Source organism: Solitalea lacus (assembly GCF_022014595.1).
GTDB classification, from domain to species: domain Bacteria; phylum Bacteroidota; class Bacteroidia; order Sphingobacteriales; family Sphingobacteriaceae; genus Solitalea; species Solitalea lacus.
Genome location: NZ_CP091740.1, coordinates 1,533,145 through 1,547,831 on the forward strand (window position 1 = coordinate 1,533,145; position 14,687 = coordinate 1,547,831).

Annotated in this window: 9 protein-coding genes; 8 read left to right on the top strand and 1 reads right to left on the bottom strand. The window is 37.4% G+C overall.

The genetic code is table 11. The features are described 5' to 3' along the window. Positions 1-93: 93 nt before the first annotated feature. Positions 94-1,635 (bottom strand): B12-binding domain-containing radical SAM protein, encoded by a 1,542-nt coding sequence (locus L2B55_RS06505; RefSeq protein ID WP_237849748.1) that lies wholly within the window; start codon positions 1,633-1,635, stop codon positions 94-96. 192 nt (positions 1,636-1,827) lie between these two features. Between L2B55_RS06505 and L2B55_RS06510 the strand changes: the two genes are divergently transcribed. From L2B55_RS06510 to L2B55_RS06545, 8 genes are all read left to right on the top strand, one after another. Further along, a complete protein-coding gene (locus L2B55_RS06510) occupies positions 1,828-2,280 on the top strand; it encodes a GNAT family N-acetyltransferase (protein WP_237849749.1) in 453 nt (150 codons plus the stop codon). Between the two features lie 224 nt (positions 2,281-2,504). Further along, positions 2,505-3,944, top strand: coding sequence for a C1 family peptidase (locus L2B55_RS06515; RefSeq protein WP_237849750.1), 1,440 nt, complete (start codon positions 2,505-2,507; stop codon positions 3,942-3,944). Between the two features lie 22 nt (positions 3,945-3,966). Then, positions 3,967-6,120: a caspase family protein gene (locus L2B55_RS06520; protein ID WP_237849751.1), complete on the top strand. Its 2,154-nt coding sequence runs from the start codon at positions 3,967-3,969 to the stop codon at positions 6,118-6,120. Between the two features lie 10 nt (positions 6,121-6,130). Next, positions 6,131-8,206, top strand: coding sequence for a caspase family protein (locus L2B55_RS06525; RefSeq protein ID WP_237849752.1), 2,076 nt, complete (start codon positions 6,131-6,133; stop codon positions 8,204-8,206). A 12-nt stretch (positions 8,207-8,218) separates the two neighbouring features. Beyond that, a complete protein-coding gene (locus L2B55_RS06530) occupies positions 8,219-10,315 on the top strand; it encodes a caspase family protein (protein WP_237849753.1) in 2,097 nt (698 codons plus the stop codon). A gap of 12 nt (positions 10,316-10,327) precedes the next feature. Next, positions 10,328-12,415: a caspase family protein gene (locus L2B55_RS06535; RefSeq protein WP_237849754.1), complete on the top strand. Its 2,088-nt coding sequence runs from the start codon at positions 10,328-10,330 to the stop codon at positions 12,413-12,415. Continuing rightward, the gene (locus tag L2B55_RS06540) at positions 12,412-13,593 is read left to right on the top strand and encodes a CHASE2 domain-containing protein (protein WP_237849755.1); all 1,182 of its coding nucleotides are present in this window, start codon (positions 12,412-12,414) and stop codon (positions 13,591-13,593) included. Before L2B55_RS06535 ends, L2B55_RS06540 begins: the two co-directional genes overlap by 4 nt. Further along, on the top strand, positions 13,593-14,414 hold the full coding sequence (locus L2B55_RS06545) for a hypothetical protein (protein WP_237849756.1): 822 nt from the start codon (positions 13,593-13,595) through the stop codon (positions 14,412-14,414). Before L2B55_RS06540 ends, L2B55_RS06545 begins: the two co-directional genes overlap by 1 nt. The last annotated feature ends 273 nt before the right edge of the window (positions 14,415-14,687 follow it).

Sequence of the window (14,687 nt, forward strand, 5' to 3'; positions counted from 1 at the left end):
TTTAAAAGGTGGGGATTCTGAGATAAATAATATTCAGCTTTCATTAGATTACCTTAGAGGGGGAAGGAGGTTATTGTTTCTAATAAACCCTAATCAACTCAGAATTTTTTGAGAAGTTTTATGCAAATAAACATTAGGGTCATGCTCAATGGCTCCTTGGGGAAGCCACTGCCACCATTTTCCTAAATCTCTTTTGATAATGTTGAGGTAGAACGGAGGTAGTTGCCTTGTTTCTCCTTCGAAATATTGTCTAAAAGCTTTATCCTCAATCAGTTTTTTGCGTACCTGGCGGTAAAAACTCAGACGTCCCCAGCCCTCAGATGAAATAGCTCTCATGAGGTTCATCCATTTAGAAGTGAATGTTGTTGTTGCAGCAAAGCGCCTGTAAATGGCTCTTTGTGAAAAGGAGTATTCTGTAAGGTCGATCACCTTGTCATAAAAGTCTACCCAGTCATAATTTTTGGGTTTTACATTCATGGCCAGGTGATTGTTGAGGAAGTGAAAAGGAAATGGTAGCACCCTGTTATCTTTTTGATATTCAAGATTGAGGGGTGCAGCTTCTCCAAATGCAGAAAGTAATGAATAACCAGGAAAAGCTCCCGGCGAAAGATCTACGAATCGTTTGGTCAGTTCAAACGGTTCATCTCCTTCATCGGTATCCAGCCCTAGTACAAAGTTGGCTTGAAGGTAAGGGATGTACTTGAACACCATATTCACATGCTCTGATACCTTCTTTAATTTCTCTAGGCCTGTATTATGCGAAGTGCGTGATTTATTACCCAGCTCGTACCAAGATTCAATACCTGGTAGCATGGCAATAAAGCCATTTTTCTGAAAAACTTTAAGATGATCTTCAGTTAGAATTGACAAACTACTTTCCGCAATAAATTGAAAGCTTTTGGGCGGTGCCACTATTGCTATAGCATCCATGTAATGTTCAAATCGTACACCGAAATTAGGGTCGTGCCAAACAATTAATGGTTTTTTAAATTTGGTAAGAAGGAATCGTAAATCGTTCTTCATCGTCTCAAAATCTAATGCCTGATACGGGACAGTGGCATCAATGCAGAAAGGACATGTGTAAGGGCAGCCCACACTGCCAATCATCGGAACTATTTTAAGAAAAGGAGCCTTTTTTAACGTTTCTTCAATAAACCGCCAGCGCTCAACGACACCCGGTAAATTTGGCGGCTGTGCTGCCTCCGCTAGGTGTTTGCCTATTGGGCGTTGCGGTGTGCAGTTGTTTGTAATTTGAGCAATGGTTGATTGATGAGTGAAACCCACCACATAGTCGAAGTACTTAACGGAATCATCGGGGTAACAACGGGCATGTGGCCCACCCAGTACCGTTACAATATTTTGACTGCGAAGATAGTTGCTGAGTGCATAAGCCAGCATTGCCGACTGAGTAAAAGCACAGATAAACACGAGGTTCATCCCCTCAGGTAGTTCTTTGCGTAAATCCTCCACACCGGTATAACAAATCAGTTTTACATCATGTCCATCCTTCTCGCACCATGTTGCCACTACCTGTGGCATTATGCTCGCCATATTTGCATGCATAATTTTGGCCCACACCGTAAATGTTGGCCCTTTACTAACCAAATCAATAACTCCAATTTTAAGCTTTTGCATTTTTGTAGATTAAGAGTTGGTTTTCAAAAGATTGCTTGATTAGAATGTGAGTAAAAGATATAAAAAGGGTACTGCTTTAGTTGATAAGAATGATAAACTTAAGATAATATTTTTTAATGGATTATTATAGAGTGAATTTTGCTAATTGTGAAAGTTAGCTGAGCTGGAAAATACCATTTCATATATTTGGATATGCAGTTACAAGAAGTTAAGCAAGGTGATTTTATGATATCTACAGATAAACAAAAGTTAGATGTCAACTACATTCATCATTATTTAAGTGTCGAATCGTATTGGGCCCAAAATATACCGTTTGAAACAGTACAAAAATCGATAGAAGGGTCTTTATGTTTTGGTGTGTTTGACGAGGCCAAGCAAATTGGTTTTGCTCGCATGGTAACTGATGGTGCTACTTTTGCCTATTTGGCGGATGTGTTTGTTGACGAGCAGTATCGAGGTAAAGGATTATCGAAATGGTTAATGCAATCCATTATGGCTCACCCCGATTTGCAGGGATTACGCAGAGTGGTGCTGGTAACCCGTGATGCGCAAGGCTTGTACTCGCAATTTGGCTTCGAACCGTTAAATGATGCAGACAAGTATATGCAGATTAGGGTTATAAATGCATATAAGAATTTACTGTAATTTTTTTCGGAAAAGAAACATTATAAGAACTGATTAATGAAGATTAGTGAGTTTGAATTTACTTCCGAATATTATTCTTAAAATTCATAAATAGTATAAGTTGCTATTTTTTAAATATTTATACTAATGGATAAGTTTTTCGTTAAATATTTACTATGTATAAAATTACCTAATTGTGGGTATTGTTTTCTCAATAAGGTTGGGATATATTTACCCAAAAAAGTATGTCCAGATTCCGTTTGCGTTTTATTTTTTTCCTGTTAATTATTTCTCTTATTCATTTAAAGGCATTTTCGCAGAACAACTTTCCGACAGGATTGGATTTTGATGACGTTTCTTATTCTAAAACTCCCCGGAAAGCTAAGTTAACTCGTGGTCTGGAGGTTGTGCCTTCTTCGGCATCCCTTAAAATCTATTCGCCTTACCCAGGTCATCAGGGTAGCTATGGAACCTGCGCGGCATGGGCATCGGCCTATTGTGCTAAAACAATTGTAGAAGCCATAAAAAACAACTGGACACAAAAGGAAGAAATCACCAGTCATGCCTTTTCTCCTGCCTTTTTATTTCGATTGTTGAAACCGGAAGATGATCAATGTAAAGGTGGTGCAAATCTTTCCAATGCTTTATTACTATTGAAAGAAAAAGGTACAGTGCCATATAGTGAGATTTCAGCAGACTGTGTCCCTGCTGTTACCGAAAGTCAATTAACAACTGCATTTCACACAAGAATAAATGACTATTTAACATTATTTGATGTGAATGCTACTGAGCAACAAAAAATTCAGGCTGTAAAAAAATCAATCACTGAAAAGAAGCCCGTAATAATCGGAATGCTTTGCCCTCCTTCGTTTCACTATGGAAGCGAAGTATGGAATCCAACAGAAGAGGTGGATTGGACTAAATATGGTGGCCATGCAATGTGTGTAGTAGGTTATGACGATGAAAAGTTTGGTGGCGCGGTAGAAGTTCAAAACAGCTGGGGTAAAACCTGGGCTAATGAAGGCTATATATGGATCAAATATCAAGACTTCGCTAAATACACCAAATATGCTTATGAATTGGTGGATTTGCCTGAGCCAAAGCCGGAGGTTGCTGATCTTTCCGGAAATATAAAATTTGTCTTGGCATCGGGCCAGGAAATGCCTGCAAATCTTCATATATCTACCCGGGGCTTAACCGTTGTGCCTGCAAAACCTGCAGCTGGGCCGTTAACGCTTTATCGCACTTCAGAATCATATATTTCTGGTACCCGTTTCAGAATTTTCATATCCAACAATGAGCCCGCATTTGTATACGCTTTCAGTACTGATCTAAGCAATGAAATAACCAAAATTTTTCCTTATGAGGATAATATTAGCGCAGCATTAACCGACAAACGCAATGACGTGGCCATCCCTGATGAAGATCATTTTATTGAATTTGACAATCGGCCTGGGACTGATTTTTTATGCGTTTTGTACAGTAGGGTAGAGTTGAATATTAATGATTTGATTCAGAAGATAGGCACTCAGCAAGGAAGTTTTAGTGAAAAAATCTTTAAAGTGATGGGAGATAAAATGGTGGATCCTAAAAATATACAATTTTCCAAGGAAAAGATAGCATTTCAGGGTTTTAGTAAAGGGAAAAGTGTTGTTGCCATGATGGTTGAATTGGAACATAAATAATTCTAAAAATTATTCAAGTAAAATGAAAAAGTTATTTCTCCTAATGCTTATTCTTTACACTTGTTCAACAAGTGTTCTTTATGCCCAATCTAAAAAGTTAAAAGATTTAGCATCTTATAAAAGTGCTTTAATATCCGCAAAACCCATGGAGAAAGCCGTAGTGGATAAAGATTTTATTCTGGCAGAGAAACTGTTTTTGCAATCGTTGGACATTTATCCTGTTTGGGCTATTGTTTACGATGACTTTATAAATGCTAAAGTGAACATTGGAGATATAAAAGGAGCAAACCTCTTGTGGGAAAAGGCTATTGCGATTTATAAAAAACACGATCAAATATTAGTATATAATCCTCCTTTATTTTCAACCTTTAATATTGCTAAAGGTTCGGATTATGATTACGTTCCCAGTTCTGAAAAGATAAAATCAATTTACTTGGACAGGGCCTACGCCAATGCCACTCATGGCGATATCAACCAAACAGTAAAGGATTATTTAACTGTAGAGAGCTCCATTGGCTTAAATACAGAGAATTATAACTTTTTGGCAGTTTATGCAACACAAGCCGGTGATTTTGAAACAGCAAGAAGAAGTGTTGATACTTTAAAAAAGGTTTACGCCAACGGTAAAAGAAAGTTAATGGATGCCCAGTTGCAGCCCGTTTATACTGAAGCATTTTTATTACTTGCTATGGGGGAGTACGCTAAAGCGCTTCCTTTGGCCGAGCGGCTAGATAATGAAGATAAGGGGCTCAATACAACCTGGAAAGGGTTTGCCCGAATGATGAAAGCCGAAGCATACGCAGGTTTAGGTGATTTGGAAAATGCTCAAAAAGCTCTTGAACATGCTTTGAAACATCCTGTATTTGGAAAAAATACCGTTAATGTTCAATACACTACTGGCCTTGTAGCTTTGTTAGCAAAGGATTATGTAAAAGCAGCGGATGCATTTACTAAAGAGATCAATCATAAAGGCGCTTGGGGAAAGCATAGATTTTATACTCGAAGAGCAGAAGCACACATCGGTCTGAAAGACTACATAAAGGCAAAAAGTGATTATGAAACAGCTTTGTTATATCATCCTAGCTATGAACCGGCCATATTAGGTTTGGCTAATTTGGAGGGACGTGCTATTGCAGTTCGTAAAACTGATAAAACTCCTCCTACTATAAAACTGACCGAACCTTCTAATGCTCGCGGTCTGAAAATCACTGCATCAAGTAATGATATGATGGTAAAAGGCGTTGCTAGCGATTTATCAGGCATAAAAAGTGTAAGCATTAATGGTCAACCGGTATTTTCAAAAGAGCAGGGAGATTTTTGGGGTAGTGTCTCCTTAAAAGATGGAATTAACAAGGTAACAGTGAAAGCCATTGATATTGCAGGCAATATTGCCGAACAGATTTTTGAAATTGAAAAGCAAAATACACCGGTTGCAGTTAATGATGAAATTTTGCCAGTTGCAACGGTTGAAGCAAAAAATTATGCTCTAATCATTGCTGCACAGAATTACGAAGATTCATCTATTCCTTCACTCGAAAATCCGGTTTCGGATGCCATAAAACTAAAACTAATCATTAAGAACAATTACAGTTTTGCCGATGATAACATTTATACGCTTTTTAATCCAGGGGTGAATGATTTTAAGAAAAAATTTGCCGAGATGCTGGAAGTTATCCGGCCGGATGATAACCTTATTATATTCTATGCAGGCCATGGCATTTGGGTAGAGAAGGAGAAAAAGGGATATTGGTTGCTTACCGATGCTAAACGAAATGATATTAACACATGGCTTTCCAATAAACTGGTGTTGGAGATGATCTCCAAAATCCCTTCACGTCACACGCTTTTAATTACAGATGCCTGTTTTTCGGGCTCTGTGTTCAAAACCCGAAGCATAGGAGCTGGTGCACCTGCTGCGATTCGGGAAATGAGCGAAAAGATCAGCCGTGTGGCGATCACTTCGGGCAATGACACCGAAGTGCCGGATCAATCTGTGTTTATGAAATACTTGGTTAAGGCACTTTCTGAAAATAAAGAAAAGTATTTAACAGCTCAGAAAATGTTCATTAATCAGATCATTGAAGCGGTGATGACTGAAACAAAAACTGAGCCTCGTTACGGTACCTTAGAAGCAGCCGGCCATGTGGGTGGGGATTATATTTTTATGAAGAAGTAAACTGCAAATTATGAGAAAAATACTACTTACTCTATTTTTTTTAATTTCCTTTTTGACTGTCTATTCACAGTCGATTCTCGCACCTTACGCAACTAATCAGGATTATAAATCCTATAATCAAGCTAAAAAACTCTGGAAAAATGGAGATTATGTTGAAGCTGAAAAGTTTTATAGAAAAGCTTATACAAATAGTGGTAATACTAGCTATTTAGCTGAATTAGGAAAAAAGAAATTTGAAATTGGAGATGCAAAGGGTGCCAATTCAGTTTATGATATTATCATTAAAGCTGAGAAAGAGAAATCTCAAATTTTTCGAACGACTTTGAATTTGTACTATTATGAAAAGATAGATAACAACTTTAAAAAAGGAGATCCGGAGGTTGGGCTAGCTTCGACTCTTGAGTTTATGGAATCGTTGGGCGATAAGATCGGACTATCAGAACGTAATCTTTTTCTACCTATATATACTTCGGCTGCTGAAACTGCCTTTGCCCTTGAAAATAAAGAAGCCCTCATAAAGCTTCATGATAAGGCTGCAAGTATAAAAAATGCTGATTACGGCGAGTTTTTAAGTTTCGTATATCTCAATCTGTTGAATAAGGACTATGAAAAGGTACTTAAAAGGGTTGAAGATGTACAAGTGAACGGCGGTTTTATGTCCTCAAAAACGGTTGCTAATAGTTTATTGCCAACTGTTTTTGCCCATATGGGAGAAAATGAGAAGGCGCTGGCAGCTATTGACAGGGCGAAAGGAAGTATTCTAATAGGAGAGGATTACTTTCATTATGTTTATGGATTAATAGCGCTTAATAAAAAAGATTATAAGGAAGCGATTGATCGTTTCTCTAAGGCCATAAAGGGTTATACGTTTATAGTTCGCATAGAGCCTGTAGGAAAATACAAGCATTATAGCAAAAGAGCCGAAGCCTATCTTGGCCTCGGTGATTTTATTCAAGCAAGAAAAGATTATGAGGCTGCATTGGTATACAACCCCGATTATGAACCTGCTTTAAATGGAATTGCAAAATTAGAAGGAAGAATGGTGCAGGATCGTAAAGCAGATAAAACACCTCCTGTTATTGCTGTTACTGAGCCTTCGGTAAATAGAGGGTTAAAGGTGACTGCTTCCGGAAATGATATCATGGTAAAAGGAACCGCTATGGATCCTTCAGGTTTAAAAGCGGTAACCATTAACGGGCAAGCAGTGTATTCACAGGAGGCTGGAAGTTTTTGGGGCAATGCTGCTTTAAAAGCTGGTGCATCCAAAATTGTGATTGCCGCGACTGATATGGCTGGCAATACAGCTGAGTTTACTTTTGATATCGAAAAACCAATAAATCCAGTTGCAGTTAATGACATTGTACCTATAGCAGAAAAAGAAGGCAGAAATTTCGCTGTTTTAATTGCTAGTCAAAATTATGACGACAGTTCAATTCCATCTTTGGAAAACCCTATTTCGGATGCGGTGAAATTGAAACTGATCCTTAAAAACAGTTATAATTTTACTGACGAGAATATCATCACTCTATTTAACCCTGAACGATCTGATTTTAAAAAACAGTTTTTGCACTTAACGGAGATGATTCAACCGGAAGATAACCTGATCATTTTTTATGCCGGCCACGGTATTTGGGTGGATAAAGAGAAGAAGGGGTATTGGTTGCTGACAGATGCCAAACGAAATGATGTAAACACATGGCTGCCGAACAAGGAGGTTTTAAATATGATTTCCGGACTCTCTTCCCGCCATACATTATTGATTACCGATGCATGTTTCTCGGGATCAGTATTCAAAACACGGAGTATTGGAGCCGATGCGCCTGCAGCAGTAAAGGAAATGAGTCAAAAGATCAGCCGTGTGGCCATTACTTCGGGCAATGATACAGAAGTGCCAGATGAATCGGTATTTATGAAATACCTGGTTAAAGCTTTGTCTGAAAATAAAGATAAATACCTCACTGCGCAGAAAATGTTCATCACTCAAATCATTGAAGCGGTGATGACCGAAACCAAAACAGAACCTCGTTATGGAACGCTTGAAGCAGCCGGCCATGTTGGTGGAGATTTTATTTTTATGAAGAGGTAAACTGTAATAATTATGAGAAAAATACTGCTTACTCTATTACTTTTAATTTCAGTTTCGATTGTCTATTCACAGTCGATTCTCTCACCTTACTCAACTAATCAGGATTATAAATCATATAGTCAAGCCCAAAAACTCTGGAAAAATGGAGATTATGTTGAAGCTGAAAAGTTTTATAAAAAAGCTTATACCAATAGTGGGAATGTTTCGTACTTATGGACATTAGCAAAAAATAAATTCGAAATCGGTGATGTAAAGGGTGGCAATTCGGTTTATGACATCATCATTAAAGATAAAACTGAATACGTAAAGGGGAAGCCTCAAATTTTCCGAACGAATCATTTAAATCCGTTTTATTTTGAAAAGATAGATAACAACTTTAAAAAAGGTGATCCGGAGGTGGGTTTGGCCTCGTCTCTTGAGTTTGTTGAAACAATGGGGGATAGGATTGGATTTACTGAAAGTAATTTCTTTGTAGTTGTATATACCTCGGCAACTGAGACTGCCTTTGCTCTGGATAATAAAGAAGCCCTCAAAAAATTGCATGAGAAAGCTGCAAGTGTAAAAAATGGCGAATACGGTGAATTTTTAAGTTTTGTATATCTCAATATATTGAATAAAGATTACGAAAAGGTTCTCAAAAGAATTGAAGACGTACAAACGAATGGTGGCGGTTTTACGAACTCTAAATTAGTTGCCAGAAGCTTATTGCCAACTCTTTATGCTCATATGGGAGAAAATGAGAAGGCTTTGGCTGCCATAGACAGAGCGAAAGAAAGTATACTATTAGGAGAAGATTACTTTCACTATGTTTATGGGTTAATCGCGCTCAATAAAAAAGATTATAAGGAAGCGATTGATCGATTCACAAAGGCGATAAAAGGTCGCATGTTTTTAGTTCACAGGATAGAGCCTGCAGGAAAATTTAAACATTATACTAAAAGAGCAGAAGCTTATGAAGGGCTTGGTGATTTGATACAAGCAAGAAAGGACTATGAAGCTGCATTAACGTATAATCCGGATTACGAACCGGCTTTAAATGGAATTGCAAAATTAGAAGGAAGGATGGTGCAAGATCGTAAAGCAGATAAAAATCCTCCTGTAATTACAGTGACTGAACCTTCTGTAAACCGAGGATTAAAAGTGACCGCTTCCGGAAATGATATCATGGTAAAGGGTACCGCTATAGATCCTTCGGGTTTAAAAGCGGTAACCATTAACGGACAAGCTGCATATTCACAAGAAGCTGGAAATTTTTGGGGGAATGTTGCTTTAAAAGAAGGATCATCCAAAATCGTGATTGCTGCAACGGATATGGCCGGCAATACAGCAGAGTATACTTTTGATATCGAAAAGCCAATATCTCCGGTAGCGGTTAATGACATTGTCCCCGTAAAAGAAAAAGAAGGAAGAAATTTCGCGGTTTTAATTGCCAGTCAAAATTATGACGACAGTTCAATTCCATCTTTGGAAAACCCTATTGCTGATGCTGTAAAATTGAAATTGATCCTCAAAAACAGTTATAATTTTATTGACGAGAATATCATCACCCTGTTTAATCCGGGCCGAGCTGACTTTAAGAAACAGTTTTTACTGCTATCTGAAATCATTCAGCCTGAAGACAATTTGATCATTTTCTATGCCGGTCACGGTATTTGGGTGGATAAAGAAAAGAAAGGATATTGGTTATTGACGGACGCACAGCGAAGTGATGTAAATACGTGGCTACCTAACAAGGAGGTTTTAAATATGATTGCCGGCCTTCCCTCACGCCATACATTGTTGATTACCGATGCATGTTTTTCTGGCTCAGTATTCAAAACACGGAGCATTGGAGCCGATGCACCTGCAGCTGTAAGGGAAATGAGCCAAAGGATTAGCCGTGTTGCCATTACTTCGGGTAATGATACGGAAGTGCCTGATCAATCAGTATTCATGAAATACCTGGTTAAAGCCTTGTCTGAAAATAAAGATAAATACCTCACCGCGCAGAAAATGTTCATTACTCAAATTATTGAAGCAGTCATGACCGAAACGAAAACCGAACCTCGTTATGGCACTTTAGAGGCAGCCGGACATGTGGGCGGAGATTTTATTTTTACAAAGAAGTAAACTGCAATAATTATGAGAAAAATACTACTAACTCTAATACTTTCAATATCTGTTTCGATTGTCTATTCACAGTCGATTTTCTCAAATCCTGGTTTTGATACCCAAACCTATAATCAAGCTGAAAAACTTTGGAAAAATGGAGATTATGTTGAAGCTGAAAAGCATTATAGAAAGGCTTATTCAAATACCGGAAACGTGTCGTATTTATGGACATTAGCAAAAAAGAAATTCGAAATCGGTGATGTAAAGGGGGCCAATTCGGTTTATGATATCCTCATTAAAGATCAAACTGAATACGTTAAAGGGAAACCCCAATTTTCCAGAACGACTTTAAATCTATACTATTATGAGAAAATAGATAACAACTTTAAAAAGGGTAATCCGGAGGTCGGATTATCAACTGCTTTGGAGTTTGTTGAGTCTATGGGTGAAAAGGTTACGGAATCTGAACGAACATACTTTCAGAGTATTTATTATAATGCTTGTGAGACAGCATTTGCCCTTGATGATGAAAAAGCTCTGGTAAAATTACATGAGAAAGCTTCGGGAGTAAAAAACGGAGAATATGGTGAGTTCTTAAGCTTTGTTTATTTGAACTTGGTTCGAAAAGACTATACAAAGGCACTTGAAAAAATCGAGAACGTTTTAGAAAAAGGTGGTGGGTTTATGTTCTCTAAAATGGTGGCAAAAAGTTTATTGCCAGTTGTTTATACTCAAATGGGAGAAAATGAAAAAGCGCTGGAAGCAATAAAACAATCAACGTCAAGTGTTTTAGTTGGTGAGGACTACTATAATTATCATTATGGGTTAATTGCCTTAAATCAAAAAAAATACCAAGAAGCGATCGATCGGTTTAACAAAGCTATTAAAGGTTATATGGTTCTGTATTTAAGAGTCGAACCAGTGGGGAAATATAAGCACTATACTAAAAGAGCAGAAGCTTATGAAGGGCTTGGTGATTTAATCCAGGCAAGAAAGGACTATGAAGCTGCATTAACGTATAATCCGGATTACGAGCCTGCTTTAAATGGAATTGCAAAATTAGAAGGAAGGATGGTGCAAGATCGTAAAGCAGATAAAAATCCTCCCGTAATTACAGTGACTGAACCTTCTGTAAACCGAGGATTAAAAGTGACTGCTTCCGGAAATGATATCATGGTAAAGGGTACCGCTATAGATCCTTCGGGTTTAAAAGCGGTAACCATTAACGGACAAGCTGCGTATTCACAGGAAGCTGGAAATTTTTGGGGGAATGTTGCTTTAAAAGAAGGATCTTCCAAAATCGTGATTGCTGCAACGGATATGGCCGGCAATACAGCTGATTATACTTTTGATATTGAAAAGCCAATAACTCCGGTAGCGGTTAATGATATTGTCCCTGTAAAAGAAAAAGAAGGAAGAAATTTCGCGGTTTTAATTGCCAGTCAAAATTATGACGACAGTTCAATTCCATCTTTGGAAAACCCTATTGCTGATGCTGTAAAATTGAAATTGATCCTCAAAAACAGTTATAATTTTATTGACGAGAATATCATCACCCTGTTTAATCCGGGCCGCTCTGACTTTAAGAAACAGTTTTTACTGCTATCTGAGATCATTCAGCCTGAAGACAACCTGATCATTTTCTATGCCGGTCATGGTATTTGGGTAGATAAAGAAAAGAAAGGATATTGGTTGTTGACAGACGCCACTCGAAATGATGTAAATACGTGGCTACCTAACAAGGAGGTTTTAAATATGATTGCCGGACTTCCTTCACGCCATACATTGTTGATTACCGATGCATGTTTCTCTGGTTCAGTATTCAAAACACGGAGCATTGGAGCCGATGCACCAGCAGCTGTGCGGGAAATGAGCCAAAGGATCAGTCGTGTTGCCATTACCTCGGGTAATGATACGGAGGTGCCTGATCAATCAGTATTCATGAAATACCTGGTTAAAGCCTTGTCTGAAAATAAAGATAAATACCTCACCGCGCAGAAAATGTTCATCACTCAAATTATTGAAGCGGTCATGACCGAAACGAAAACAGAACCTCGTTATGGAACGCTTGAAGCTGCCGGACATGTGGGTGGAGATTTTATTTTTACGAAGAAATGAGAAATTGGATAAAATGGCTGATTAGTTTTGGGCATGCAATTGTCTTGCTTGTACTTACTGCTTTTTGGCTAAATACAGACTTTAGTTATGGCGATGAGCAATTACTTGTAAAATGGTCATCTATTCTTAAACGAGTGGTCTTCAATATAGATGAAGACCCTCCTAAAGAAGATTATTTATTTATCAATTTGGCTTATGAAAAGGCATTAATTCCAAGAGAAGAAGGACTGGGGAATGAAGTAATTACTGACAGGGTAAAGCTTGCACAGTTTTTTGAAATTCTTAAACGGAATCAGAAGTCGGTTAAATTTACAGTCTGTGATGTATTTCTTAAAGGAAAATCAGAAAGTGATAGCTTGCTTCAAAGTAGTATTTCTGGAATCAAGAATATTGTTTTTCCAACGCATCACGGCGAGGATGGAAAGCCTGAAGAACTTGATTTGAATGTTCCTCATGCTATTGCTGATTATAGAATGGCAAGCGGAGGATTCCTGAAATTCAAGCTTTTTCAGGACGATAATCTTTCCACCATTCCGGTTTATTTATATGAAAAAACCAAAGGCCGTAAAATTGATCATCAAAACGGACTCTATTTCGACAACGGAAAATTGAGTTTAAATTCTACTATAATTGATTATCAAATACGCAGTCATGAACTATTTGAGCAAGGTGAATATCCGGTGGTTAACCTTTCAGAACTTCTTATGCTTCCGGAAGATGTAATTGTGAATGAATTTTTAAAGAACCGAATTGTATTGATTGGAGATTTTAACAATGATGTACATGAAACAATTTTTGGTTCTACACCGGGCACGCTCATACTTCTCAATGTTTATTTGACACTTAAGGCGGGATATCACTTTGTAACTTACTGGTGGGTTGTTTTTATGCTTATGGCATATACCATTTTCTCAAGATTAATGCTTTTTCCCGAAAATGATTCAGAAAAAATCAAAAAAATAAACTGGATCGGCCCACTTTTAGGAAGCGCAACTTATCTTTCTGTTCTTTCTGTAGCCTCTTATTTAATGTTTAATATTCATCTTCAAGTCTTGATATTAACTTTATATATTACTCTTCTCCGATACATCATTCGACTTAATCAAGTTGAGTGGAGTAAGGATCAGTTAAAAGAATGGGCATTAGCTCTACGTGAAACTTATTTTAATTTTAAATAATGATGGGAAACTTACTTGCAATTTTATTATGGATTTTAATGGCTTTTTTGCCAGCTGAAAAATATTATGTCACGTTTATAAAGGGGACTGTTCTTTTAGAGCGCACAAAAAAACAGGTTAAAATTGGAGATGCGCTAGAACCAGAAGATAAGCTTGTGTTTAGTGATAAAAACGCAAAGATTTCTTGCATAAGCCCATCAAAAGGTAGATTTGATATTAGTGCTCTATCTGCTAAGGCAGGCAGCAAAGGAGAGTTATTAGCTGTTTTACGCTCAAGCCTTATTCCAGCCACCGGAACCTATCATTTAAGTACACGCTCTTTATCCGATCAGAATGTGGATCCGGAAGCCTATTTTAAAACCGGTACTGATGATCGTTTTTTAATTGTCGAAAACGAGTGGATTCCTGTAAATGATATATACTCAACTAAGGGTGGGAATTTTTTCTTTCTTCAATATACAATCAATGGAAAAACTGTATTGAAGAAATTACCAAAACAAGAGAATGCTATTGCTTTTAACAAGAGTCTTTTTGTTGATGAAAGTGGGGGTATATTAAATTCCGATAATTACGTTAACACTATGCTTTGTTTTCAAGAGAGCACCAACGGAGTCCCTAAGTCAAAAACTGTAGCAAAGTTTATCCCTGTTATAGTTGATAAAGCTGAAATACTCGCTGAATTAGCAGTGCTTCGTAATAATTTACAAAACCTTTATCCTAATAATGAAAAAGCAGTAAAGACGGAGCTATATGCTCATCTTGCTGCAAATTATGGTACAATAAATCAAAATTTATTTGAAGATTTGATGCACAGTAAATAATTATTCTGCCTTTGGATTGAAACCAATAAATGATGCAGATTAGGGTGGAGAATGCATATAAAAATTTGCAATAGCAACAAAAGGATTTGAATTACAAATCCTTTTGTCTTTTATAGCGTGCCAGGCATGTGTATCGGGAGGAAGGCTAAAAATTGCCGAAGCCCTTATAATAACAAGCTATGCACTTTTTATAATAGGGGTACCTAGCACTGAAGTTGCCAGAAAATATAAAACAATACAGATTATTATGATTAATTCTTTATATTTTATTTT